This is a genomic window from Mesorhizobium sp. M1334, assembly GCF_040317995.1.
Classification (GTDB): domain Bacteria; phylum Pseudomonadota; class Alphaproteobacteria; order Rhizobiales; family Rhizobiaceae; genus Mesorhizobium.
Genome location: NZ_JAMYLM010000004.1, coordinates 116,422 through 142,336, shown reverse-complemented (window position 1 = coordinate 142,336; position 25,915 = coordinate 116,422). Strand labels below are relative to the sequence as shown.

The window sequence follows — 25,915 nt, the reverse complement described above, 5'->3', positions numbered from 1 at the left end:
AAAGAGGCAGGTTGTCGCGCGTCTGGTCGCACCGTCCTCAATTCTTGCATCTGGGGCTTTTTATTACGGCCTATGTCCTGGGCTGCGGCTTCGCCCAGTCGCTCGCAATTATACCTGGAACAGGGATTTCCATTTGGCCTCCGAGCGGGCTTTTCATCGCTACGCTTGTCTTCGCCTCCAGGTATAGCTGGCCGTGGTGGGTGCTGGGGGCCTGTGTGGCAGAACTGTTCAGCAACTTCTTGTGGTTCCACACTCCGCTGCCCGCGGCCTTCCTGATCTTTGCCGGCAACGCTCTTGAAGCGGTGACCGGCGCATGGCTTGTGAACCAGACCTGCAAGCGCCCAGTTCGGCTGGAAACGTTGCGGGACGTCCTCGCATTCGTCGTACTGGCCGCTGGAGTTGCGCCGGTTGCAAGCGCGACGGTCGGAAGTGCGGCGCTTGCGTGGTTTGGCATACAATCGCAAAGCTTTGCGACGGCTTGGCCGCTGTGGTGGATCGGAGACGCGACGGGAGTCCTGATCGTAGCGCCACTGGCGCTGGTCGTGTTCCAGAACTGGCGCGGCAAGGGGCAGCTCTCGGCAGCGCGGTGGATGGAAGCTTGCGTCCTTGGGCTGATCTTTCTCGGGATCGCCGCCCTTTCCTTGAGCGGCTATCTACCCTTCGCCTACATCATCATGCCGCCTCTTCTCTGGGCCGCGGTGCGCTTTGAGTTCCGAGGCGCCGCCGTAGCACTGACCGTTCTCGCTCTGATCACGGCGGTATTCACGATATCCGGCGCCAGCCAATTTGCCGGCGATCCCGAGTCCCAGAAGCACAACCAGATCATGCTGCAGCTTTTTCTGGGCATCTCTGCATTTTCGGCGCTCGTCGTGGCCGCCATTTCCAGGCAGCATCAGGCGGCGGTGCTCACTTTGCGCGAAAGCCTGGAGGCATTGCGCGACCGCGAGCGGGAGCTCTCGCAGCTTGTCGACATGGTTCCGAGCCACGTTTGGCGCCTGACGCCGGACGGCGAGCCGACCTTTTTCAACAAGCGAATGGTCGACTTTCTCGGCCTTGACGTAACGGATTTGGACAAACAGGGCATCGGCCGGCTGGCGGCGATGATAGCGGCCACCGTCCATCCGGACGACGCAGCAGCATTCGGCGACACGCTCAGTCACTGCCTTGCTACCGGCGATCGCTTCTCCATGAGGTATCGCCTGCGCCGCGCCGATGGCCTCTATCACTGGATGTCGAGCCGGGCAGAGCCGATGCGCGATCACGCTGGCCTGATCGTGCAGTGGTACGGCCTCTGTCACGACATAGACGATCAGATGCAAGCCGAAGAGGCGCTGCGGCGGAGCGAATTGCGGCTTCAGCAGATGATCGACGCTGTGCCGGTCCGCATTTGGAGCGCGGTGCCGACCGGCGGGCCGGTCTACTTCAACAAGCGATACCAGGACCATTTCCGCGCCGTCATCGCCAATGTCGAAACCCTCGGAGAGCCGCGCATCGAGGAATTGCTGCAAGAACTGGTTCATCCCGAAGATGCTCCCGAGGTGCTGCGCACGTTGCTGACCTGTTTCGAAACAGGCGGCGGCTCCGCGATGCGGTTTCGCTGGCGCGAAAAAGATGGTTATCGCTGGGCGGAGTGCAGGGTCGAGCCGCGGCGTGATGAAGACGGGGCGGTTGTGCAATGGTACGGGGTTTCCCTCGACATCGACGAAGAGGTGCGCGCGCGGGAAGCGCTGCGACAAGCCTCCGACAAACTCGCGCAAGCCACTCAGGCTGCAAGTCTCGCCGAGCTTTCCGCTTCGATCGCGCACGAGGTGAATCAGCCGCTGGCCGCGATCGTCGCCAATTCCCATGCATGCCACCGTTGGCTGGGCGCCGTCCCGCCGAACGTCGAACGCGCGAAGATTACGGCCGAGCGCATTATCCGGGACGCCAATTCGGCGGCGGACGTCGTCGGCCGCATCCGCGCGCTGTTCAAGCAATCCACCAAGACGAGGACCAATGCGGCGCTCAGCAGTGTCATCGCAGAGGCTCGCGACCTCGTGACCGAGGAAGCGATGCGGCGGGGCGTTCGGATCAGCGTTGATGTCGGAAGCGACATTCCGCCTGTCGCGCTCGATCGCGTCCAGATCCAGCAGGTTCTGGTCAATCTCATTCGCAACGGCATGGAGGCGATGGACTCTGGTGCGGATGACGGAGTTATCAGCATCCGCGTGCGCCATATCGGGGATGTTGTCCAGACCGAAGTCAGAGATAGCGGCCGGGGCGTCGAGTTTCCCGACCGGATATTCGAACCGTTCTTTACCACGAAAGAGCAAGGGATGGGCATGGGACTGGCGATCTGCCGTTCAATCATCGAGTCCCACAGCGGGCGTCTATGGGTCGAGAAGAACGAACCACGTGGAGCGACGTTTATCTTCACGTTGCGGGTTGAAATGGAAGCGGCGTCATGACGACGGACGGCCAAATTGTCTTCATCGTAGATGACGATGAACGCATCCGGGAGGCGCTTAGTGAGCTGCTGGCCGCACATGGCCTGCGTGCCGCAGCGTTCGGATCGGCGGGCGATTATATCCGCGCTGACAAGCCGGACGTCCCTGCCTGCCTCATCCTCGATATCGAGTTGCCGGATATTAACGGCCTCGATCTGCAGCGGCAGATTGCCGAGGGCGATCATCCGCCGATCGTTTTCCTGACAGGACATGGCGATATCCCGTCCTCCGTGCGTGCGATCAAGCACGGTGCCGTGGATTTCCTGACCAAGCCCTTCAGCGATGCAGACCTCATGGCCGCAATCCATGCGGCGATTGCCCAGGATCGGATACAGCGATCGGAGCGCGCCGAGCTGGGCGTGTTGAAGCAACGTTATCTCGAGCTGACGCCGCGCGAACGTGAGGTGCTGCCGCTGGTGGTCAGCGGCCTGCTCAATAAGCAGGCCGCCGCTGAACTAGGGATCAGCGAAGTTACGCTGGAAATTCATAGAAGGAACGTCATGCAGAAGATGATCGCGGCGTCGCTCGCCGACCTAGTGCGCATCGCCGAGCGATTGGGAATACCGATCACGCACTCGCGCCGGGCAGGGGGGGGCTGAGGGTGAGCAAGCGGAGGCCTGTCGTTGCGATTGTCGACGATGACCCAAGACTGCTCGAGTCGCTGGAGGACCTCTTGGAGTCCGCCGGCTATGTGGCCCGCAGCTTCTCGTCGCCGGGGGCATTGCTGGTCAGCGGCCTGTCTGGATTGGACATGCTCATCACCGACATCGGGATGCCCGGCATGGACGGCTTTGAACTTCGTGACCTGGTCAAGAAGGCGCGTCCGGACCTGCCTGTGTTCCTGATCACCGGTCGCCACGAGATAGTGGATCAGCACCGCGCCAAGGGCATTGGCGGGCTTTTCTGCAAGCCCTTCGATGGCCAGGCCCTGCTTGCGGCGATCGGCGATGCTTTACGCAACCCAAAAACGGAGCCTAAACATGACAGTTGACCAATTGCCATTACGGAGATCGACGCCGTCATCACAGCAGCGGAGGGCTGAAGCCGAGCAGCCGCTTGTCATTATTGTTGATGATGATGCCTCTGTTCGGGAGGCGCTGTCGGAATTGATCCTGTCGGCGGGTTTCCTGCCGGTCAGCTTTACCTCGACCCGCGAATTGCTTGACGCCGATGTGTTGGAAAGTCCCGGCTGCTTGATCCTCGACGTGCGCATGCCGGGGACGAGCGGTCTCGATCTGCAGCACCATCTTGCGAAAAACGGCAACCCCAAACCCATCATCTTCCTGACCGGGCATGGCGACATCCCGATGACTGTCCAAGCGATGAAGGCCGGCGCCGTGGACTTTCTCACCAAGCCGGTGCGGGATCAAACGCTGCTTGACGCCGTGATCACGGGCATTGCGGTGGACGCCAAGCGGCGGGCGGATGCGGTGATCGTCAAGCGCAATGTAGAGCGGGTCGAGACGCTGACGCCGCGCGAGCGCGAGGTTCTGCGAGAAGTGGCGCGCGGACGCCTCAACAAGCAGATCGCCTTCGACCTCGGCATCAGTGAAGTGACGGTCAAGCTGCATCGCGGCAATGTCATGCGCAAGATGGAGGCCGCTTCCATCGGCGAGCTGATCAGGACATGGGAAACGCTGCCCGCGCCGATGCGCCAGGCCTAGAATTTGGCACAAGCCGATCCGTGCCCCATCCAATAGGATCGCCCGGCGCGCCCGGCTGCTTCAGGCTGCGGGAAATTGCTTCCTCTGCGCGCCCCAGGCCTTCCTGCTGTCGGTACGCTCGTGCTGATGCGGGTGATCCTGATGTACATCGGTGGTCCTGTTGGGTGTTTCGCGGCAAGGCCCGCGCCAACATCGGTTACCATTGAGCGGCGCTCCTTGGCGGCCCCAGCCTGACCGACAAACTCGCAACATTCCATGCAACAACAACTGACGCCGGCCATGCCGCGTCGGTCCCCGCGCCGCTACCGAGCCTAAATTGACGTGTGTCTATAAGAGCTTGCCTTGGCCCGCCCCTATCCTCGGCGTGCCTGCCCTGCACCTTGGCATCGTATGACAGATGCTTCGGTAGAATAGGTTCGCGGCCCGGATCGGTGCATCCTGTTCCTCGCAAGCCATCACGACCGTCGCGTTTCTACCGCTCCTCGCTCGCTCCTCCCCGAACGCGACCGCACAGGCCGACTCGACGGTCGTGATGGTGAGCAGGATGTTCAAAGCACATGGATGGACATGATGAACAAAGACGGACTTTTCTCCGTCGGCGGATCTCGCCGCGACGTCTTGTTGGCAGGCCTGATCTCTGCGGTAGCCGCCGGACTGCCCCGCGCTGCTTCGGCAACGAGCCGAAAGCGAAGCCTTCCCTCTTCCCCCTCCATCAAAGGAACCAAGACGATGAGCACCATCACGACCAAGGACGGCACCGAAATCTACTACAAGGATTGGGGCAAGGGTCCTGTCGTTACATTTTCGCACGGCTGGCCGCTGAATTCCGACGCCTGGGACGGCCAGATGCTGTTTCTTGCCCATAACGGCTTTCGCGTCGTTGCGCATGACCGGCGCGGCCATGGCCGATCGAGCCAGGCGACGTCCGGCAACGACATGAACGGCTATGCGGACGATCTTGCAGCCCTGATCGAGGCGCTGGATCTCCGGGACGCCACACTGGTCGGCCATTCCACCGGAGGAGGCGAGGTTGCTCGCTACATCGGACGGCACGGGACGAAGCGGGTGGCCAAGGCTGTTCTTATCGCCGCTGTTCCGCCGATCATGGTGAAGACGCCGGCCAATCCGGAAGGCCTGCCGATCGAGGTATTCGACGGCATAAGGGCTGGCCTCGTCAAGGATCGTTCGCAGTACTACCGCGACCTCGCACCGTTGTTTTATGGCGCGAACAGGCCGGGCGCCAAGGTTTCCCGGGGGACTCTGGATCAGTTCTGGCTCTGGAGCATGCAGGCGGGTCTCGTCAACGCGTACGAAAGCGTCAAGGCGTTCTCCGAGACCGATTTTACCGAGGACCTCAAAAAGTTCGACGTACCAACCTTGGTCCTGCATGGTGAGGACGACCAGATCGTCCCCGTCAAGGACTCGGCAGTCAAGTCGGCCCGATTGATCAAAGGCGCAAAGGATATCTATTACCCCGGCGCGCCCCACGGGATCACGGCCACGCACCAGGATCAGGTCAATGCTGACCTGCTCGCCTTCATCAAAGGATAGTACGCCCTCAGACACGACCGCATGTTGTCCGCACTTCCTTGGAGCCGCCGATGACCACCTTTGGCAATATTTCGCGCGCCCTGAACAGCATTTCAGGTGGCGCGCCAGGTCAAACCTTGTGCGCTCGCATAGCCGAGCGGTGGCCTGAATGCCGGTTTTGTCGGCTCATGTCCCGGATTGTGGAACCGAACCACTGCGCCATCGAGTTGGAGCGCTGGCAAAGGCGGCAAACATATGCTGCGGCAGGGCTGCCATTTGGGCGACTGCGCCTGTGCAGCGCGGAGGCGATCGCCGGCGTTTGACACTACGTCGCACTGTCGGGGGTCGCCGCCGCGCCTTGAAGGCCAAAGCGCTCTCGAGGTCGTCAAACTGGCTAATCGCCGGGAGTTTATCAATCGGTAGCCGTTTGCGATTGCCACTCATTTTGGCGGTCTCAATTCGGCGTGAAATTTTCTTGGCCAGCAGTTGCGACCATCGCAGCAGCACCGGCACAATTTTTCGAAGGCAGGAACGACATGGGCGCACTCTCAGGCAAGATCGCGGTGGTCACCGGCGGAAACAGCGGGATCGGACTATCGGCTGCAAAAATCTTTGCGGCCGAGGGCGCGCAAGTCGTCATTACCGGCCGCCGGCGGCAGGCGGTCGAGGAAGCGGTCGCACAGATCGGACCAGGCGCGCTGGGCATTCAGGGAAATGTGGCCGACGTGTCGCACCATGACGAGGTAGCGCAGCAGATCCGCCAGAGGTTCGGGGCGCTCGACATCTATATGGCGAACGCCGGCATAAACACCATCACGCACTCGGCCGACGTCTCCGAGGCAGAATATGATGCGCAATTTGCCGTTAACACGCGAGGCGTCTTCTTCGGCGTCCAGAAGCTGATTCCGATCATGCGGAACGGCGGCGCAATCATCCTCACAGGCTCGCTCGCCAGCGAGAAGGTTCTGGACGGTCATGCTGTTTACGCGGGCTCGAAGGCGGCCATAAATGCCTTTGCGCGCGCTTGGGCGATCGAACTGAAGTCTCGCGGCATCCGGGTCAACGTGCTCAGCCCAGGTCCGGTGGATACGGCTATTCTCGATAAGCTAGGCATACCGTTTGAGCAGCGCGGGCTGTTTGAAAAGGCGATGGCGGAGGCAATACCCCTGGGCCGGATGGGGCAGCCGGACGAGCTGGCAAAAGCTGCTCTGTTCCTTGCCTCGGACGCGAGCAGTTTCGTCACGGGTATCAATCTGCGGGTGGATGGCGGGATGGCAGTGCTGTGAGCCATGACTGCGAGAACCCGCCAATAGACTGCCGGTTATCGGCTGAGCAATCGGTCTTCCTCACGAAAATTTTTTTGGGAAGCTGCCGCACGAGTCGCGCCAAATAGGTCGGAGGCGACACGTTTTGTCGACGTGGCGCAAATTGAGCCACGTAAATAGCAAGTCGCATTGCAGGGATCGACGCGCAAGAGAAGTCGGCTCGCCAGGTCTCGCCACGGCGGCAGCGGCGTCTTGCAAACACAGCTCTCCGGCCGCGCGCCCTCAGTGTCTGTTCCGGCGTCCGCCGACAATGCACACCCGGCATAGACACCTCAATTATGCTGCAGGCACCTGATCTCCCCGGTGACCTACCCTGCACCTTGGCATTGTATGACAGACCCTTCCGCACAATAGGTTGGCGGGCTGCGTCGGCGCATTCTCTTGAGCATTGGTCACCACAGGCCACACGGGAGAAAGCAAATGCGAAACATAACTCGAGCCCTGGCGCTCACCGCAGCGCTGGCCGCGTCGAGCGGCGGGATGGCGCAGGCCGCCAATTCTCAGCCCAAGCCGACGATCGTACTAGTGCACGGCGCCTTCGCGGAATCGTCGAGCTGGGACGCAGTCATCACCAAGCTCAGCAAAGACGGTTATGTAGCGATAGCCGCAGCTAATCCGCTCCGCGGCGTTGCCAGCGATGCGAAAGCAGTCTCAGCCATCGTCCGGTCGGTTTCCGGGCCGGTCGTGCTGGTGGGGCATTCCTATGGCGGGCCTGTCATCACCGAGGCCGCCAATGGCAATCCCAATGTAAAGGCGATGGTCTACGTGGCGGGTTTCGCGCCGGATACCGGCGAATCGAGCCTTACGTTGTCCAGCATGTTTCCCGGCAGCACCTTGGGGAGCGCGCTTGCTCCGGTAGCGTTGCCGGACGGCGGGCAAGACCTCTTCATCGAGCCGGCCAAGTTCCGCGCCCAGTTCGCCGCCGACGTTCCGCAAGAGCAGACTTTGCTGATGGCTGCCACTCAACGTCCTGTTGCGCAGGCGGCTCTGGCTGAAGCCTCGGGCGTCGCCTCATGGAAGACGCTGCCGTCCTACATGATCTACGGCTCGGATGACCGCAACATCCCGGCAGCCGTCATGAGCTTCATGGCCAAGCGTGCGCACGCGGTAAAGACCGTCGTCATCGAGGGTGCGTCCCACGCGCTCATGGTTTCGCACCCCGACGAGGTCACGTCACTCATCGAGGATGCTGCTGCATCGGTCAGTCAATAGCAGGCTGGAAGCGCCTGCATCCGATCGAGCAACGAAAATAGACACGCAACACCAGGAGACCAGACATGAAGATCGTCGTCATCGGCGGAACCGGGCTGATCGGTTCAAAGACCGTGGAGAGGCTGCGAAACAAAGGACACGACGTGCTGGCGGCGTCGCCGAATTCGGGCGTCAACACCGTTACGGGAGAGGGTCTGGCGTCCGCGCTTGCCGGTGCGCAGGTCGTCGTCGACCTGGCGAACTCGCCGTCGTTCGAGGAAAAGGCTGCCCTGGAGTTCTTCGGGGCATCCGGGCGTAATCTTTTTGCCGCCGAAACGGCCGCCGGCGTCCGTCATCACGTGGCGCTGTCCGTCGTCGGTACCGACCGGCTGCAGGGCATGGGCTATTTCCGCGGCAAGTTGCTTCAGGAAAAGCTCATCACAGAGTCCGGAATTCCCTACACCATCGTTCACGCCACTCAGTTCTTCGAATTCACAGCCGCCATCGCAAACACGGGCGCCGTCGGAGATACCATTCATATGTCGCCGGCCTACTTCCAACCCATGGCGGCTGATAATGTTGCCGATGCGATGGCGGACGTCGCGCTTGCCGCGCCGTTGAACGGCATGATCGAAATTGCCGGCCCGGAGCGTGTTCGCATGAGCGAACTTGTCGAGCGCTTCCTGAAGGCCACCAACGACCCGCGCAAAGTCGTCCCGGATCCCGGCGCGCTCTACTACGGCCAAGTGGCAATCGACGACCGAACGCTGGTGCCCGGCGAGAATGCGCGCATCGGCGCCGTGCGTTTCGATGATTGGCTCAGCCGATACACGCCACCGAAATAAGCAATCATCGGATAGGCCATTCTCACAACAAGGAGACCAGACATGATCAGAACACTTCTCTGCGCCGCGCTCACCGTCGCTTCCGTCACCGCAGCAATGGCCAATGACGCCGCCAGCGTGAAGCTTGTCTACGACCAGGCCCTTCCAAACGTGCCCGGCAAGAGCATGAAGGCCGTGCTCGTCGAGTACGCGGCGGGGGGTACGTCGCCGGCCCATACCCATCCCAAATCCGCGTTCATCTATGCCACGGTTCTGGAGGGGGCGATCCGAAGCCAGGTCAACGATGGGCCGGTGAAGACTTATCGCGCCGGCGAGAGTTTCTCCGAATTCCCGGGCGACCGTCATGCCGTCAGCGAAAACGCCAGCAAGACGGAAGGCGCTCGTCTGCTTGCTGTTTTCGTCGTCGACACCAGCGAGACGGAACTGACGACGAACGCGAAATGAAATCGTAGCCCCCGGGACCATCGGGGCGTATGCGAAAGGACGGTCAGTGACATGAATTCGATCGCCAGCCGCACACTTGCGGGGATTTTGGTCCCCGATACACCGCTTGTTGGCCGAGCGATCGAACATGCCCGCCAGCGATGTGAACCCTACCTGTTCAACCACGTGGTCCGATCCTGGCTTTTCGCGGCCCGGATCGGACAGATTCAGAATATCCAGCACGACGCGGAGGTTGTTGCCGTTGCAACCCTGTTGCATGACATCACGCTCAATGAGGACTTCGCCGGGCCGCGCCGTTTCGAAGTGGAAGGCGCCGATCTTGCCCGCACCTTCGTTCGGGAAGGTGGCTTCGACGAGCGGCGCGCCCAATTGATCTGGGACAGCGTCGCCCTCAACTCGACGCCGTCGATCGGCCTCTACAAGGAGGCTGAGGTGGCGCTTTGCACAGCCGGCATCTGTCTCGATGTCGTCGGCTTGCAATACAGCCTCGTTTCGTCAGCCGAGATTGCAAAGATCATCGGTGAGTTTCCGCGCCTTGGGATGAAGCGGCGGATGACGCGATGCTTTTGCCATATCGCCGAGATCAGGCCCGAAACCACCTACGACAACTTTGCCCGGGACTTCGGCGAGCGCTTTGTTTCAGGCTACAAGGCGACTTCAGCAGTTGATCTTGTGATGAACGCTCCCTTCGAAGGGTGAACGCAGTTTCGATCCAGGTCTCTCGATCGACGCCGGCCAGCTCAGCCGAGCCCTTCATATGACCCAAAACGCTGTGCGCCTGTCGCATGCCTGCGGCAAAGCGAATTGCCGAGGGCAGCGTTCAGGTGTCAATTCCCCCGCTTCCTATACTTCGGTTTAGGCGCGCCGACCTATTGAATGGCAATACATATCATCGGGCACGATAGCAACAATTTGGCTCACCGGTCATCCTTACGCGGCAATGGATTGCAAACACCTCAAGGAGATAAAGTAATGAATATTGCAGCGTCACCGGTCGCTCCGAAAGGAAAAGCCGCCGCCCAACGCGCGAGTTATGCTGAGCAGTCGCCCGAACTTCTGAAGAAATTTATTGAATTTCTTGGTGCGACGCGAGAGGGGTCGATCGAAGAGCCAATCCGGGATCTTGTTGCCGTCCGAGCCGCGCAGATGAACGGGTGCACCTTCTGCCTCGATATGCACGTCAAACAGGCGAAGATTCATGGCGAGCGCGAACTGCGCCTTTACCACCTGGCAGCCTGGCGGGATTCAACCTTGTTCGTTCCTCGCGAGCGTGCCGCCTTGGCATGGACGGAAGTCTTGACGAAGTTGCCCGAGCAGGGTGTCCCGGACGAGATCTACGATCGCGTCAGGTCGCAGCTTTCCGAGAAGGAAATCTCCGATCTGACCTTCGTTGTCATGGCGGTCAACTCTTGGAACCGTCTGAACATCGGCTTCAAACCCGTCCCGGGCTCGGGCGATGCGAAGTTTGGCCTGAGCAAAGCAGCACTGAGCTAATCTTTGGAATGGGTCAGAATGGCGCTTGTTTGTGAGCCATTCTGAGCGGCCGGGCAAAGTCGCCGAGCTCGGCGACCAACACTGGAACCGATCTCAGCCTCCCGGCCGCGGCCGCGAGGCGCTCTCAGGAGGGCGTCATGCGCATTGACAGTCTGCATCCAGTAATATCGGCCCGTCTTATGGTGGTCGATGTCGACGCTCCACTCCGCAGTGCGGCACTCTCACTTTCCAGGCCCGCAATAGGCCTGGTCGTGGTGTGCCACGGCAGTGGGGAGGCGGCAGGCGTGCTGAGCAAGTCCGACCTTGTCCGCCATCTGGCCAATTCAGGGCCAACAGAAGCGCCGATTGCGGCATTGATGAGCCGGTCCATCGTGTCCTGTGGTCCCGATGATGATCTTCATTCAGTCTGGCAGACCATGGCCGCGCAAGGCCTGCAGAATGTGCCGGTGCTCGGGGCTGACTCGAAACCGCTAGGCGTCCTAGATATCCGTGATGCGATGAAGGCGCTCTTTAAACAAGAGGAACTGCAGGAACGGCTGCTTGCCAACTACATCAGCGGGATCGGCTACCAATAGAGCATGGTCTCGCGATTGAATATATACGGAAGTATGCATCGGCGTCTTCTTAGACATAATATAAAATAAAGGTCGCAAATTATAGCGTATTGAAGCAAATAGGTGACGACTTAGCCAGAGGGGAATGAAATGTTTCGTCCGGAGATAAAAGAAGATGTCTTCGACGGCCCGCCCGATGGCCCTGGAAGTGGTATGTCCGTGCAAATGTCGACGGCCGGCATCGTCCATGACGTGGGCAATCTCATTCAGGTCGCCTCGTCGGCGTTGAACCACCTGGCCCGCGATCCGAGCATCCAAGCGGCTCCGGCGCTTGGGCCTGTAATTGCCGGCGCCAAAACGGCTTTGGAGCGGGCCGGGGGCCTTGTCCGGCAAACCATCAGCCTGGCCCGAGAGAGCCACGCTGAAATCGAATACACAAACGTAGGTGCTTGCCTGGCTGAGATCGAAACCCTCGTACGGAGCGCCTTGGATGCCAATATCGGTCTTGAGCTTCGGGTCGGGTCCGACCTGCCTTTGGTGCGATGCGATCGCTTTGGATTGCAAAATGCGGTTCTGAATCTTCTGTTCAACGCGCGCGATGCAATGCCTGACGGCGGTTTCATCTCGATCGATGCCGGCTTGGCCTCTGCAAACTCCGCCGCCAGTCAGGTAGATATCCGTGTCGCGGACAACGGTATCGGGATGACCAGCGAGACGATGGTCTGCGCCTTCGATCCGTTCTTCACCACCAAAAGCGAAGGCCTCGGCGGCGTCGGTTTGCCGATGGTGAAGCACTTTGCCGAGCAATCAGGCGGAAGCATCGATATTCAGAGCACACTTGGGGCAGGCACGACCGTCACTCTGCGGTTGCCTGCGATGCGATAGCGGCCCGCCAATCTGCCTCCGGTGATAAACGTGACATACAATCGAGAGATAAAGATGGATGCACAAGTCGTCGAAAACGTCCAACAGCACCGTTTCGAGCTGCCGATCGCCGGCGATATGTTTGCGGCGGCCTATTATCGGCTCGAAGGCGGGAAGGTTGCGCTGATACACACCGAAGTCCCGTCGGAATTTTCCGGACAGGGGATCGCGTCGCAATTGGCCCAAGGGACCTTCGAACTGCTCCGCAAAACCGGCCGTAAAGCGATCTTGAAATGTCCCTTCATGAGCCGCTTTTTCGCCAAGCACCCGGACTATGCAGATGTCGTCGGCGGCTAGTCATTGGCACGAATGTTGAGGGTTTCCCAAGGATCTATCCAAATGCCTGACGAGTATGATTTGCAGAGGTTCGTCAGCGCACAGGATCCGGTCTACGACGACGCGCTGGCCATTCTACGTCGAGGGATGATGTGCACTCCCTACATGGAGTTCATCTTCCCAAGGTTGGCCACAAGGCGAAGTGGTGCAGCGCCTGAGCCATATGCAATCACATCGCTCGACGAAGCCAGCGCCTATCTCTCATTTCCGATCCTCGGAGGCCGTTATCGGGAATGCGTTGGCACCATGCAACGGCTCTCCGGCCTGAGCGCTCGCGCTGTCTTCGGTGAGGTTGATGCGAAGAAGTTGCACGCGTCCCTCACGCTGTTTTCCGAAGCAAGCAACGAGGAGTTCCTGCTCGAGACAATCTTCGACGTCTGGTTCGACGGTTTGCTCGATGAGGAAACGATGAACGCTCTCTACTTGATGTCGTAGTGGTCTGCTCGTGCCAGCGGCGTAAAGCTGTCGCGGCGCAGAGGTCACCATCCGCTGCCTTATCATGCGGTGCCATATCGAAGCCGTGACCTGCGTCGAATATAGCGGGGCCGAAATGGTCGAACAGGACGAAGGGCCCGACCATGAGGCGATTCGAGGAGGCAATACGCGCCCTACCTTCAGTCCGTCCGCAAAATCACAGATAGCCGGCTGGATCGATGCCTGTGATATCGCTTTGGCGGATGGTCATGGATCTCTGTCCTTCTGCATGCCTTGTCAGCCAGGTGCTCGAACGCGCTTGAACGGAGCGGCGCGAAAGACCGTCTGAATGGCTTTGAGGAGCGCGAATTTGGAGCTCGCGTGGTGCTGTCCGGCGATGCCGCTTTCATTAAAAGCCGACACCCTCATCGACAGGATCGCGGCAAGATCTTCGGCCATTTCGGGCCGGTCGTGCAGCAGCGGTGCAAAGCTTTCCTGGTCTATCTCGTAAACCGTGACAGGGGTCATTGCCCGCAAACTCGACATCTCGCCAATGCCGGCGAGCAGGCCGGTCTCGCCGAAGAAATCGCCAGGTGCAAGCCGGCCGATCTCCTGCAGTTGATCGTCGTCCTCGCCAATTTGCCGGACGATGACGCCCGTCCGTACGATCATGAGCGACGGCAGCATCTCTCCCTGTCGTGCGATGATCTCGCCCTTATGGTAGGTGTGAACCGAGGCCGCTTTGGCGAGCGACTCCTGCTCGGTACCCGTCAGTGCCGAGAATACCGGTATGGAATTGATAAGCTCGATCGGGGTGAAGCCTTGCGAGGCTGCCGTCTCGTCGCTCGGCCGGTTGGTCATGGCAATCGAGCCCGAAAGTGGCTGCGCCAGCAGCATGCCGGTCGACTTTGAATGGCGATAAATGAGATCGAAGATGTCGTTCCGAGCGGCACTTCGCTGGTCAATACTTGCGACGCGAAACGACAACTCGATCTCGATAGCTGCAGCATCCAGGCTTCTGATGGTAACCGAAGGCGAAGGGTCCTGGAGGATTGAATTGCAGCTCAGCAAGACAGTGCGCATGAGATCTACGATGATCGCCGGCGTCTTCGTTGGCGCCATCTTGACGGTGACGGCAAGTCCATGGCTCTCGTCCGGACCGCTTAAATTTGTTACCCCGATCTTGGCGAGAAGGCTGTTTGGCAGCGCGACGACATTGTGGGTCGGGGTCAGGAGTTGGGTCGACCGCCAGTTGGTCTCGACAACGCGGCCTTCGGTTCCGTCGCCCAGAATGATCCAGTTTCCAAGCACGTAAGGGCGGCCGAGGTTAAGCGCGATCCCCGAAAATACGTCACCAAGCGTATTCTGGAGCGCCAGTCCCAGCATGACGGCAAACACGCCCGACGTGGCAATGAGCGTTCCGACCGGCACTGCAAAGACGAAGGCCAGGATTGACAGGAACATTCCAGCATAGACGATGCCGACCACGACGTCCTGCAGGAGACGTGCCTCGCGCGGCTTTCGCTCAAAGACGAGATAGATGCGGACAAATCCGATCAGCGCCCAGGCTAGGTGAACCCACCAGAGCAGCTTGACCGAGCCGATGAGGATCGCTCCTCCGGTTGTCTCGTTGTCCCCTGCGGCCTCGTACGGCACGACGCGCAGGTGGAGAACCATGGCCGACATCGCGACGAAAAAGGCGAGTTGGACGACCAGCTTCGCATTGGCGAAGCGTCTGGGGATGAGAGACCAAACGACGATCCCGGCGAGGCCGAGCAACACGATGTAGACCAGAGGAGAGTTCCACCAGTTCATGAACGATCACCGCAATGCCCAGTTCAATGTTTGGTCTCCGGCCCGGCGATCGGGCCTCTGCCGCTGGCCTTGTCTTTTTCGAGTACTGCTTCAGTGATCGAATTCGGCAGCCGTCGCGGCTTTTCGATCAGCCCGAGCACCGGCATGGCGATGATGAAGAACGCGAAATAGCAAAGCGTCGCTAGTTGCGACATGACGACGTATGCGCCTTCCGCCGGCCGGGAGCCGAGCCAGCCGAGAAAGAGGGCATTGGCAACGAACAGCCAGAAGAGCACCCTGTACAAGGGGCGATAGACCGCCGAGCGCACCTTCGAGGTGTCGAGCCACGGCACCAGGAACAGCACCGCGATCGAGCCGAACATCGCGAGCACGCCGCCGAGCTTGGAATCGATCGGCCCGATATTGAACGTGATGGCCCGCAGGATCGCGTAAAACGGCAGGAAGTACCATTCCGGCACGATGTGGGCCGGCGTCTTCAGCGGATTGGCGATGCTGTTGTTGTCGGGATGGCCGAGATAGTTCGGCAAGTAGAAGACGAAGTAGGCGAAGAAGAGCAGGAACACGAGGATGCCGAAGGCATCTTTGACGGTGGCATAGGGTGTGAAGTCTACGACATCGGTTTTCGATTTGACCTCGATGCCGGTCGGATTGTTCTGGCCGACGACGTGAAGCGCCCAGATATGCAAGGTCACCACGCCCGCAAGCACAAATGGCAGCAGGTAATGCAGCGCAAAGAAGCGGTTCAGCGTCGGATTATCGACCGCGAAGCCGCCGAGCAAAAGCTGCTGGAGCCAGTCGCCGATCAGTGGGACGGCCGTGAAGAAGTTGGTGATGACAGTAGCGCCCCAGAACGACATCTGTCCCCAAGGCAGCACGTAGCCCATAAAGGCCGTCGCCATCATCAGCAGGAGGTTGGTGCAACCGAGCACCCACAGCAGTTCACGCGGCGCCTTGTAGGAGCCGTAGTAGAGCCCGCGGCAGATATGGATGTAGACGGCAATGAAGAAGAACGACGCGCCGTTGGAATGGAGATAGCGCAGCAGCCAGCCCGAGTTCACGTCGCGCATGATCTTCTCGACCGAATTGAAGGCCAGCCCCGTATCAGGAGCGTAATGCATCGCCAGCACGATGCCGGTCAGGATCTGTGAAACCAGCATGATCGTGAGAATGCCGCCGAACGTATAGGCGTAGTTCAGGTTGCGCGGGACGGGATAGACGATGAAGCTGTCATAGACCAGCCGCGGCAGCGGCAGGCGGGCGTCGAGCCAACGTTCGATTCTGGTTTTGGGCGTATAGGTCGAGTATTTGTCGCCGCTCATCGAAATGCCCCTGCCTCAGCCGATACGGATCTTGGTGTCGGAAACGAATTGGAACACCGGTACCGCCATGTTCTCGGGTGCCGGCCCCTTCCGGATGCGGCCGGCGGTGTCGTATTGCGAACCATGGCAGGAGCAGAACCAGCCGTCGAAATCGCCTTCCTGACCATGCGGGATGCATCCGAGATGGGTGCAGACCTGGACCATCACCAGCCAGGCCTCCTTGCCCGCAATAGCCCGGTTGGCGTCGGTTGCCGGCGCGTCGGCCGGCAGGTTGGCGTTGCGGGCAATTGGATCCTTGAGCTCGGGGAGACTGACCGCCTCGGCGTCCTTCCTCTCTTTTTCGGAGCGGTTGCGTACGACCACCGGCTTGCCATGCCAGTCGACGATCAGCGACGTTCCCGGCGTCAGCGATGAGACGTCGACCTCGATCGCGGCGGGCGCTTCGACGCGCAATGTGTGCTCGGCTGTGGAGGTTTCGGAAAGGTCGGCCATGGTGGCGACTCCTATTGCTGGAAGCTGCGTCATCGCGTTGGTGGCAATCGAGCAAAAGCAGGCCACGGCTTTCGCCTTTCCAGTCTGCTCATATCGCCCGAAATATGCCGGCCGTGGCCGAGTGTGAGCCATCGTGCCAACGGCACGCGCGTCCAATACTTTCGTTTAGGATTTCCTGAGCGAAGGACTGGCCGGGCTGGCGATGATGCCATCATGGAAGGTTCTGGATTCCTCCAGATAACCGATATGCCCCGGCATTGCGCACGGCGATCCCAAACTTCAGCCCGACCATACCTCGGCATAGGCACGTCTAGCTGTCGGTGTCGTAGTCGCCGTCCCCGCCAAGTGCGAGTTCTTGGAGCGGTTGTCTCGCGTGGCAGGTTTTCCGCCCGACGACGACCAGCGCGATTCAATCGGGTTCAGAAAAGGGAAAAGCGGTGAAACTCTACTACAGCCCTCTCGCCTGCAGCCTGGCCGACCACATCGCGCTGGAGGAGGCTGGTGCATCCTTCGAGCGCGAAACCGTCAATCTCAAAACCAAGCGGACGGCCTCCGGGGATGATTTCACCACCGTGACGCGCAAGGGGTATGTTCCAGCCCTCGTGTTGGATAGCGGCGAAACGCTGACGGAAAACATCGCCGTCCTCGATTGGCTCGCGTCGCGATACCCGGCACTGGGAGTGGAAGGGCCTTTGGGCCGTACGCGCGTTCTCGAAGCGCTGACCTACGTCTCGACTGAAATACATCGAAGCTTCAAGCCGATGTGGCACCAAAGCAGCGATGCTGAAAAGGCCAAGGCGAGCGCGACGATTACGAGCCAATTCGAGTTCTTCGCTGACGGGCTCAAGACCGACTATCTGTTCGGCGACAAACCCAGCGTCGCGGATTTTTATCTTTTCGTGATGCTGCTTTGGGCGGCCCGCTTCCACGTCCCTGTTCCCGCGCCTTTGCAAGCCCTCCGCGCCCGAATGGCTGCTCGACCGGCCGTGCGCATCGCAATGGATCGTGAGGGCCTCGTCTGAAGCCGAGGGTGGCCGCGAGCATAAGATCAGACGCAACATATTCTCTCGCCCCAACAGAAGATCAGGAGTCATTCTCATGCTGCCGTTTCTGCGGATGCTACATCCAGCCGCTTCCAAGCGCGGGGACGGCCTACATCTCGAATTTCTCCGAAGGGAAATCGAGGAAACGCTGGACCTTACTGATATTCCGTCAGATCTCGCCGCACTGCCCCCTGGCCGAGTGGTTGCAATACTGGATTCGCCGCAGTCACCGTCGAAGTAAGCGCAATATTTCCTGTCGGCCGATGAGGCGGGCGGGTCTAGTCGTTCCCGCTTGTTGGTCGTCATAGAGGCTTCATCATGAATGCGAGTAAGGCCCCGACACGGTTGATCATCGCCGCCGGCGCATTGTCGGTGCGACAGCAATGACGTTCGCCGCCACGATCAGGCAAGCTGAGTGAGCTGCCGATACCTGCGCTGGATGGGCGGCGAGGACATGATGTTTGCGAGCTGAACATCGAGGTGCGGCCCTGGTCCCACATCGACGTTGCGCTTGACTCGTCCATATTATTGGTAATAAATCATACATATTGCCTTCAAAAAAGACGGCAGGTCTGGGAGGACCGATGAAAATCACGGCCATCAAGGCGCGCGTCTGCAATGCGGAAATGCGCAACTGGGTCTTCGTTCGGGTCGAAACCGACGAGCCCGGGCTGTTTGGCTGGGGTGAGGCGACGCTGGAATGGAAGACCCGAGCCGTCGTTGGGGCGCTTCAGGATCTTGAGGCCCTGCTCGTCGGGCAAGATCCGCGCAACGTGGAGCAGTGCTACCAGATACTTACGCGCCACGGCTTTTGGCGTCTTGGCGTCGAGGGAATGTCTGCCGTCAGCGGCATCGAGATCGCGCTCTGGGACATCCTGGGCAAGTCATTGGGCGTCCCCGTTTGGCGCCTTCTGGGCGGCCAGGTCCGCGACTATCTGCGCACCTACACGCATCTCGGCCTCGGGGACATGAAGGCGGTCTATGAGACCGGATCCGCGGATGCCATCGTGGAACGCGGACGCATCGTGACGCAAGCAGGCTACGATGCGGTCAAGGTCGTCTGCGTTCCCTACACCCACTACGTATCGCCCGCCAAGGCAGTCGACTCCGTTGCCAATATGGTTGGCTCGCTTCGCGAGGCGGTGGGCCCGGATATCGACATCATGGTCGATTTCCACGGACGCCCTGCATCGGTTAACGCGGCGATGGATTATCTCAAGGCAATCGAGCCGGCCCGCATCATGTTCGCGGAAGAGCCCGTTCCACCCGAAGATGTTGCCGGACTGGCGCATATCACCGCGCGATCAGCCGTGCCGATCGCCTCCGGCGAGCGGCTGATCGGACGTCGCGAATTTACGCACTCGATCGCAGTCCGCGCCTTCAACATTGCCCAGCCTGATATTTGCCACACTGGCGGTCTGCTCGAGACGAAGAAGATCGCGGCCATGGCGGAAACCGCAGGCATCGGCCTTGCGCCGCACAACCCGCTTGGTCCGATCGCCGGTGTGGCTGCTCTTCATTTCGGCATATCGACGCCGAACGTTGTCATTCAGGAGGAGATGTCCGGTGCCGTCGCCTGGTATGACGACGTCGTCACCTGGCCAATTCAGCGTAAACCAGGCCGCTGGGATCTGCCCGAACTGCCGGGCCTTGGCGTCACCGTCAATGAGGACGTGATCGCGCGCCACCCCTTCAAGCAGGAAGTGCTGCATGCCCGTAATGCCGTCATGCCGGACGGCACCGTGGTCGACTGGTGAATGCGATGGCAGGCCGGCTGCAAGGAAAGATCGCAATCGTCACGGGAGCGGGCCAGGGCATTGGTGCCGCCACCGCCCGCGCCTTTGCGATGCATGGGGCAAAGACCGTTATTGCCGAACTGAATGCGGCAAGCGGGAAAGCGATCGCCGACGAACTGCTGGCACAAGGCGCGGACGCTCTGTTCGTCGAGACTGACGTCACCGACGCATCCGCGGTCGCGAACATGGTCGCGCGGACGATCACGGTCTATGGCGGCGTCGACATTCTGGTCAACAATGCCGGTGCCAACGTCTTCTACGAACCATTGATGATGCCGGATGAGGAATGGGAGCGCTGCCTTAAGCTCGACCTCCAGGCCGCGTGGTTCTGCGCCAAGGCGGTTTTGCCGACGATGTTGGCGAAGGGCTCGGGGTCCATCGTCAACATAGCGAGCTGTCACGCCTTCCAGATCATTCCCCATACGTTCCCGTACCCGGTCGCCAAGCATGCACTTTTGGGGCTGACCCGTTCGCTGGCCATCGAATACGCCGCACGCGGTATCCGGGTGAACGCGATCGCGCCCGGCTATATCGAGACGCCGATCGCGGAGGCCTACTGGAACACGTTCCCGAACCCCGCCGAGGAGAAGCGGCGAGCCTACGACCTCCATCCGCCCAAGCGCATCGGCCGGCCGGACGAGGTTGCAATGACGGCGGTTTTCCTCGCTTCGGACGAAGCGCCGTTCATAAATGCCGAGACGATCACCATCGATGGTGGGCGCTCGGTTCTCTACCACGACTAGCAATCACCAAAGAGCTCTCAGGGAGGATCTTCATGAAAACCACAACAAAGGCTTTGGCGACATTTGCGGTACTGGCTGCCGGACTGATGAGTGGCGCAGCAAGCGCAGACGAAATCAAGATCGGCTACATCAACAAGATGGGTGACCATCCATGGTTTGTCGCCGAAGTTGGTGGCGCCAGGAAAGCGGCTGAGGCGGCCGGGGCCGCGTTCGTGTCGCAGGACGTCCAGTTCGACGCCAATTTGACGATCACGACCTTCGATACGATGGTCGGCGATGGTGTGAAAGGCATCGCCATCGTCGTCCCCGACAAGGCGCTGGGACCAGTCATCGCGGAGAAAGCAAAGGCCGCTAAAATTCCCTTGGTGGCGGTCGACGACGATATCTACTACCAGGATGGCACCCAGGTCCCCTATGTCGGCATGAATGCCTACAACATCGGTGCGCGGGTGGGCGAAGAGCTCGCCAAGCTCTACAAGGCCGACGGCTGGGCGGGCAAAGAGGTGCGCATCGCCTCGATCGAGGATCGCAAGGCGGATACCTGCATGCAGCGCAACAAGGGCGCGGAAGAAGCGTTCCTGAAGGCGGTGCCCGATTTCAAGCCTGGGAATATCCTGCGCGTCCCCTACGACAACACGATGGTCAACGCCATCGACGTGATGACCACCACATTGACGGCCAATCCCAGCGTCACGAACTGGATATTCTACTCATGCAACGATGATGGCGTACTGGGTGGTGCGCGAGCACTGGAGAATGCCGGCTACACCGCAGACCAGGGCATGGGGATAGGCATCGACGGGAGCCGCGCCTGCGACGCCTTCGGATCAGGAAAGCCCTCGGCATTCCGTGGCACGATGTGGCTCAATTCGGAAAATCACGGCGCGCTTGCGGTGAAGATTCTGCTGGCCTCGATCAAGGATGGAACGAAGCTGCCGGTTCAATCCTTCACCGACCCGGAATACATCACCGCCGACAATTTTGCGTCGGACTACAAAGCCAAGCTCTGCCACTGACCGGCTATGCGTCATGCGCCGTAGGGCGCATGACGCTTTTTGAGCCGGCAGGTTGTCAGCGCACACAGGATCGATCCTCGGGAGTGAGCTTTGATGCAATCGGATTTCTTCTCGCTCGATAGGGTATCGAAACGCTTCGGCGTCGTGCAGGCGCTCGACAACGTCTCGATTGCCTTTCGGCCGGGAGAGGTGCTCGCCCTGGTTGGCGAGAATGGGGCCGGCAAATCGACGATGATGCGAATTCTCGAGGGCGTGTTCGAGCCCGACAGCGGCACTGTGCGGCACGGTTCCACGCCGATCGTTTTCGGCGAACCGCGCGACAGCCATAGGGCCGGAATACGCGTCATCCATCAGGAGCCGGAGATCGTTCCGAACCTGACCGTGGCCGAGAACATTTTCGTTGGGGAACTGCCGCGGCTGGCGGGCGTCCTGCTCGACTGGCACAGGCTGGAGGAACAGACCGACCGGGTGCTTGCGACCTTCGGCATGCAACAGGATATGCGGCCGCGGCAACTCTGCAGCACGCTCGGTCCGGCGCAGCGTCAGATGATCGAAATCATGCGCGCAATACGTGCCGGCGGCCAGTTGATCGCGTTCGACGAGCCGACCTCGTCACTGACCGACGACGAAGCGCGCCGTCTGTTTTCAGTAATCCGCCGGCTGCGCGAAGAGGGCACTTCGATCGTCTACATCTCTCACCGGCTGAACGAGATCATCGACCTAGCAGACCGCATTGTCGTTTTGCGGGATGGCCGGCTGGTCGACGATTCCCCCGCGGCAGGTGCCAGCGAGCAGACCATAGCCAAGGTCATGGTCGGCCGCGACATCGCCGATCTGTTTACGCGCGAGACGTGGCAATCGGGAAAACCGTTGCTGGACGTGGCGGGTCTGACCACCGACCGCGTCACCGATGTGAGCCTCAAGGTCCGCCGCGGTGAGGTGCTCGGCATCGCCGGCCTTATGGGGGCGGGCAGATCCGAACTGGCGAAGGCGATCGTCGGCTATGATCGGCGCCTCGGCGGAACCATAACGATGAATGGCGTGCCCGTTGGCCCTAACAGCCCACATGCAGCGATCGTGGCGGGCATCGGCTTCGCCCCGGAAGACCGCAAGCACGAAGCCCTGCTGCTGTTCCGCAGCATTCTTGACAACGCTTCGCTTTGCGTGCCCGACAGGATGTCGACCTTCGGCTTCTTCAACCGACGCAAGGCGCTGGAGATTGTCTCACCGCTCGCAGCAAAGATGTCGATCAAGGCGCCTAACCTCGACGAACAGGTTTCGAAACTGTCGGGCGGCAATCAACAGAAGGTCGTTCTCGCGCGCTGGCTTGCGCGGCAGCCGATGCTTCTCATCCTCGACGAACCGACCCGCGGCATCGACATCGGCGCCAAGGCGGAAATCTATCGCCTGATCGATGAACTCGCCGCCAGCGGCATCGGCATAATCCTGATTTCCTCGGAAATGCCGGAACTGATCGGGCTCGCCGACAGGGTGCTCGTCATGGCTGGAGGCCGGATCACCGCCGAACTTTCCCGCCCTGACATTGACGAGGCCACGATCCTGAAACACGCAATGCCGCAATCTGTACCATCGCTCGGAGGACAAATTCAGTGAATAGCCTTGAGCTCAGGACAGCAACAGCACAAACCGACAAAAGGCGCGCGTCCTTGCGCATCGCGGAGCGCATCGGCATTCACAACATAAGCCTTCTGGTTGCTCTCGCCATCCTCGTGCTCATTTTCGGCACCCTGAGAGGCGACGTGTTCTTCTCCAGCCGAAACCTGCTGAACATCGGCCTGGGCATTACCATCCTGGGCGTTCTGGCGATGAGCCAGACCGTGGTTATTGTCGCGGGCGGACTTGATATCGCCGTTGGCGCAATTGTTGGTCTGACCACTGTATCGACGGCAATGGCCATCCAGTCGACGGGCTCGCCTGCGGTGGGCATTGTTGCCGGCCTGGTCCTGGGCGGTCTTGCCGGTCTTGTGAACGGCATCATCATCACCTATGGGCGGGTCAACGCAGTCATCGCGACTCTCGGTACGATGGCGATCTTCCGCGGCATCGCATTCATCATGTCCGATGGGCAATCGATCGCGATCTTCAGCGACACGTTCCGCTTCATCGGGATCGGACGAATCCTCGGCCTGCCTCTGCTGATCTGGATTCTTTTGCTGACCGCGATCGTGTTCCATCTCTTCCTTGCCCGCTCGATCGTTGGGCGTAACATCTATGCCCTGGGCGGCAATCCCGTTGTAGCGCGCTTCTCCGGCATCAACATCAACCGCTACCGCGTCGGCATCTACATCATGAGTGGCGTGGCGGCCGGATTGGCCGGGATTCTGTTGGCTGCCCGTACCGGCTCGGGGCAGCCCGTATCCGGTTCCCAAGGTCTGGAACTCGAGGCCATCACAGCGGCCGTGCTGGGTGGCTGCGCCTTGCAGGGCGGGAAGGGTACGATCATCGGCGCGCTGCTGGGCGTCGCCATCATTGGCGTCCTCAACAACGGGATGATACTGACGTCCGTGCCAACCTTCTATCAGTTGCTTGCCAAGGGCTCGCTGCTGATACTTGCTGTGGTAATTGCCGAGTACCACTTGAACAGGACATGACGATGGACGCGGCGATCGCTTCGACTGGCCAGGGCAAGCAGGACATTCCTGCCGCAGATGGCACCACGTCATCGCTCAAGGACCGCATCGCACGCGATCTAGGACAGCGCATCCTCGCCGGCTCCTACGCGCAGCATTCCGTGCTGCCAACGGAAGCCGAACTTTGCGTCATCTACGGGGCGAGCCGCACTGCACTTCGCGATGCTCTTCTGACGCTTTCGGCGAAAGGATTGATCGAGGCACGCAAGCGGGCCGGGACGCGTGTGCGCGCGTCGAGCGAATGGAACAGGCTGGATGCACAGGTTCTGGAATGGATGCGCGATATCGAGCCCGATCTCGATTTCGTCCGCGGATTGATCGAGGCGCGACTGGTCATTGAACCCGCTGCCGCCCAACTTGCGGCCAAGATGGCGACGTCAGGCGATCTCGCAGTCATCGAAGCCGCCTATGAGGCCATGCGCATTGCTCCACAGGATGACCTTGCTGCGTGTCTCGATGCCGACGTCAGATTTCATACCGCCATCCTTCGTGCCAGCCGCAACCCGGTGTTCGCCAATCTCGGCAATATGCTTGCGGCCGCTCTCAGCTTCTCCTTCCGCTTGACCACATCGGCCACCGCCAATTACCAGCAGACGCTCAGCGCGCATGGCGACGTGCTGGAGGCAATTAGGATGCGCAGGGCCGACGACGCTCACGATCAGATGAAGGCGCTCATCGGGATCGCGTCGAACGACCTTCTTGCAGTGGCTCGCAAAGGCCGCCGTCAACAGCCGATCGCAGCTGCCAAGGCCGATATCCTCTGAAGCGGATGGTCGGGACGATCAAGATCAGAAGCGGAGACCTGTCTGCTGAAATCGCCCCATCGCTTGGGGCAGGTCTTGCGAGACTGGACTATGGGTGCGTGCCGCTCTTCAGGCCTTGGCCAAACGGCGGGAGCAGCAACCCGTTCGACCTTGCCTGCAACCTGCTTTTGCCATGGTCGAATCGCATCTCAGGCGGCGGGTTCACATTCGACTCCAAATTCCACGAACTGCCTGCCAATGTTGCAGGCGAGCCATTTCCCATCCACGGAAATGGATTTTCCAGCGAGTGGGACGTCGACAGCGTAGCGCAAGACAACGCGAAGCTGTCCCTCATCAGCAACGGGCCCGGCCCATACCGATATCGCGCCGAGGTGCGCTACGCGCTGGCCGGACAGGGGCTCGAGTTGAAGCTTCGCATCCTCAATCAGGCATCGATCAGATTGCCGTTCGGGCTTGGCATCCATCCATGGTTCCCGAGAACGGCACGAACCGCGCTTCATGCGCCGGCCTCGCAGGTTTGTCTCGAACTGCCCAGCCATCTCCCCGAACGGTTTGTGGATGTCAAAACCCATCCCGATTGGGATTTCGGCGCCCCAGTCATATTGCCGAGTGGATGGATAAACAATCTGTTTGCCGGTTGGAGCGGCGTCGCCACCATATCGTGGCCGGAGCACAGTTGCAGCCTGCGGATTAAAGCTTCATCTCCCTTGAATTTCTACCTGGTCTATTCGCCATCGGACGAGAGCGACTTCTTCTGTTTTGAACCGGTCAGTCATGCTGTCGATGCTCACAATCGTGGTTCGATCGACAAATGGAATGGACTGTCGGTGCTTGGGCCCGGCGAGGGTCTGGCAGCCCGTTGCAGCTTTGCCGTCAGTTAGGCGGACCTCAACTGCGCCCTCGAATTGGCGGATCTCGGCAGCACGTCTGGGGAGAACGAAGCCGGCCTTTCATTCAAACGGAGCCTGGGAAGAGGAACTCCGGCGACCGGAACCCGTGAGCCCGTTCGACGTTTGCCGGTTGTCGCCGCGCAGCTCGTCTGCTTGACGGCCTTCCAAATATGGGCTGG

General features: G+C 60.3%; 26 protein-coding genes. 23 read left to right on the top strand and 3 right to left on the bottom strand.

The genetic code is table 11. The features are described 5' to 3' along the window. Positions 1-11 precede the first annotated feature (11 nt). The 15 genes from NKH17_RS10340 to NKH17_RS10270 all read left to right on the top strand — a co-directional run bounded on the left by NKH17_RS10340 (position 12) and on the right by NKH17_RS10270 (position 13,228). A complete protein-coding gene (locus NKH17_RS10340; protein WP_352896015.1) occupies positions 12-2,447 on the top strand; it encodes a sensor histidine kinase in 2,436 nt (811 codons plus the stop codon). Further along, on the top strand, positions 2,444-3,085 hold the full coding sequence (locus NKH17_RS10335; protein ID WP_352895696.1) for a response regulator transcription factor: 642 nt from the start codon (positions 2,444-2,446) through the stop codon (positions 3,083-3,085). Before NKH17_RS10340 ends, NKH17_RS10335 begins: the two co-directional genes overlap by 4 nt. Before the next feature lie 2 nt (positions 3,086-3,087). Further along, entirely contained in the window at positions 3,088-3,477 is a 390-nt protein-coding gene (locus NKH17_RS10330) for a response regulator (RefSeq protein WP_254818501.1), read from the top strand. Then, positions 3,467-4,150, top strand: coding sequence for a response regulator transcription factor (locus tag NKH17_RS10325; protein ID WP_254818664.1), 684 nt, complete (start codon positions 3,467-3,469; stop codon positions 4,148-4,150). Before NKH17_RS10330 ends, NKH17_RS10325 begins: the two co-directional genes overlap by 11 nt. 570 nt (positions 4,151-4,720) lie before the next feature. Further along, the gene (locus NKH17_RS10320) at positions 4,721-5,701 is read left to right on the top strand and encodes an alpha/beta fold hydrolase (RefSeq protein WP_502910592.1); all 981 of its coding nucleotides are present in this window, start codon (positions 4,721-4,723) and stop codon (positions 5,699-5,701) included. 515 nt (positions 5,702-6,216) lie between these two features. Then, a complete protein-coding gene (locus tag NKH17_RS10315; RefSeq protein WP_352895691.1) occupies positions 6,217-6,966 on the top strand; it encodes a glucose 1-dehydrogenase in 750 nt (249 codons plus the stop codon). 459 nt (positions 6,967-7,425) lie between these two features. Next, entirely contained in the window at positions 7,426-8,217 is a 792-nt protein-coding gene (locus tag NKH17_RS10310; protein ID WP_352476717.1) for an alpha/beta fold hydrolase, read from the top strand. A 65-nt stretch (positions 8,218-8,282) separates the two neighbouring features. Beyond that, on the top strand, positions 8,283-9,041 hold the full coding sequence (locus NKH17_RS10305; protein WP_352895689.1) for an SDR family oxidoreductase: 759 nt from the start codon (positions 8,283-8,285) through the stop codon (positions 9,039-9,041). 42 nt (positions 9,042-9,083) lie between these two features. After that, positions 9,084-9,485: a cupin domain-containing protein gene (locus NKH17_RS10300; protein WP_352895687.1), complete on the top strand. Its 402-nt coding sequence runs from the start codon at positions 9,084-9,086 to the stop codon at positions 9,483-9,485. A gap of 51 nt (positions 9,486-9,536) precedes the next feature. Continuing rightward, a complete protein-coding gene (locus NKH17_RS10295) occupies positions 9,537-10,184 on the top strand; it encodes an HD domain-containing protein (protein WP_352895685.1) in 648 nt (215 codons plus the stop codon). Positions 10,185-10,457: 273 nt separating this feature from the next. Continuing rightward, a complete protein-coding gene (locus NKH17_RS10290) occupies positions 10,458-10,979 on the top strand; it encodes a carboxymuconolactone decarboxylase family protein (protein WP_352505169.1) in 522 nt (173 codons plus the stop codon). 137 nt (positions 10,980-11,116) lie between these two features. Next, positions 11,117-11,554: a CBS domain-containing protein gene (locus NKH17_RS10285; protein WP_352455793.1), complete on the top strand. Its 438-nt coding sequence runs from the start codon at positions 11,117-11,119 to the stop codon at positions 11,552-11,554. Positions 11,555-11,683: 129 nt separating this feature from the next. Next, positions 11,684-12,418 (top strand): sensor histidine kinase, encoded by a 735-nt coding sequence (locus NKH17_RS10280; RefSeq protein ID WP_352970698.1) that lies wholly within the window; start codon positions 11,684-11,686, stop codon positions 12,416-12,418. Positions 12,419-12,472: 54 nt separating this feature from the next. Then, on the top strand, positions 12,473-12,754 hold the full coding sequence (locus tag NKH17_RS10275; protein WP_352449832.1) for a GNAT family N-acetyltransferase: 282 nt from the start codon (positions 12,473-12,475) through the stop codon (positions 12,752-12,754). Between the two features lie 42 nt (positions 12,755-12,796). Beyond that, positions 12,797-13,228: a DUF1810 domain-containing protein gene (locus NKH17_RS10270; RefSeq protein WP_352895680.1), complete on the top strand. Its 432-nt coding sequence runs from the start codon at positions 12,797-12,799 to the stop codon at positions 13,226-13,228. A 276-nt stretch (positions 13,229-13,504) separates the two neighbouring features. On the opposite strand, the gene NKH17_RS10265 is transcribed toward NKH17_RS10270, so the two are convergent. From NKH17_RS10265 to petA, 3 genes are read right to left on the bottom strand one after another with little or no spacing between them, the layout of a single operon-like run. Continuing rightward, positions 13,505-15,022, bottom strand: a complete 1,518-nt coding sequence (locus NKH17_RS10265; protein WP_352807673.1) for a mechanosensitive ion channel family protein — start codon at positions 15,020-15,022, stop codon at positions 13,505-13,507. Positions 15,023-15,045: 23 nt separating this feature from the next. Continuing rightward, positions 15,046-16,341 carry a cytochrome b gene (locus tag NKH17_RS10260; RefSeq protein ID WP_352895677.1) on the bottom strand — a complete coding sequence of 432 codons (1,296 nt, stop codon included), beginning with the start codon at positions 16,339-16,341 and terminating at the stop codon, positions 15,046-15,048. A gap of 15 nt (positions 16,342-16,356) precedes the next feature. After that, entirely contained in the window at positions 16,357-16,866 is a 510-nt protein-coding gene (gene petA / locus NKH17_RS10255) for a ubiquinol-cytochrome c reductase iron-sulfur subunit (RefSeq protein ID WP_352896013.1), read from the bottom strand. Between the two features lie 404 nt (positions 16,867-17,270). On the opposite strand from petA, the gene NKH17_RS10250 reads away from it, so the two are divergent. The 8 genes from NKH17_RS10250 to NKH17_RS10215 all read left to right on the top strand — a co-directional run bounded on the left by NKH17_RS10250 (position 17,271) and on the right by NKH17_RS10215 (position 25,727). Then, positions 17,271-17,855 carry a glutathione binding-like protein gene (locus tag NKH17_RS10250; protein ID WP_352777262.1) on the top strand — a complete coding sequence of 195 codons (585 nt, stop codon included), beginning with the start codon at positions 17,271-17,273 and terminating at the stop codon, positions 17,853-17,855. 605 nt (positions 17,856-18,460) lie between these two features. Continuing rightward, a complete protein-coding gene (gene dgoD, locus NKH17_RS10245) occupies positions 18,461-19,633 on the top strand; it encodes a galactonate dehydratase (RefSeq protein WP_352646020.1) in 1,173 nt (390 codons plus the stop codon). 5 nt (positions 19,634-19,638) lie between these two features. After that, the gene (locus NKH17_RS10240) at positions 19,639-20,415 is read left to right on the top strand and encodes an SDR family oxidoreductase (protein ID WP_352646022.1); all 777 of its coding nucleotides are present in this window, start codon (positions 19,639-19,641) and stop codon (positions 20,413-20,415) included. A 32-nt stretch (positions 20,416-20,447) separates the two neighbouring features. Then, positions 20,448-21,431, top strand: coding sequence for a substrate-binding domain-containing protein (locus tag NKH17_RS10235; RefSeq protein ID WP_352701558.1), 984 nt, complete (start codon positions 20,448-20,450; stop codon positions 21,429-21,431). A 93-nt stretch (positions 21,432-21,524) separates the two neighbouring features. Beyond that, a complete protein-coding gene (locus tag NKH17_RS10230; protein ID WP_352895676.1) occupies positions 21,525-23,045 on the top strand; it encodes a sugar ABC transporter ATP-binding protein in 1,521 nt (506 codons plus the stop codon). Next, on the top strand, positions 23,042-24,043 hold the full coding sequence (locus NKH17_RS10225) for an ABC transporter permease (protein ID WP_352970692.1): 1,002 nt from the start codon (positions 23,042-23,044) through the stop codon (positions 24,041-24,043). Before NKH17_RS10230 ends, NKH17_RS10225 begins: the two co-directional genes overlap by 4 nt. Before the next feature lie 2 nt (positions 24,044-24,045). After that, positions 24,046-24,846 carry a FadR/GntR family transcriptional regulator gene (locus NKH17_RS10220; protein ID WP_352508675.1) on the top strand — a complete coding sequence of 267 codons (801 nt, stop codon included), beginning with the start codon at positions 24,046-24,048 and terminating at the stop codon, positions 24,844-24,846. 5 nt (positions 24,847-24,851) lie between these two features. Continuing rightward, the gene (locus NKH17_RS10215) at positions 24,852-25,727 is read left to right on the top strand and encodes an aldose 1-epimerase (protein ID WP_352895673.1); all 876 of its coding nucleotides are present in this window, start codon (positions 24,852-24,854) and stop codon (positions 25,725-25,727) included. The last annotated feature ends 188 nt before the right edge of the window (positions 25,728-25,915 follow it).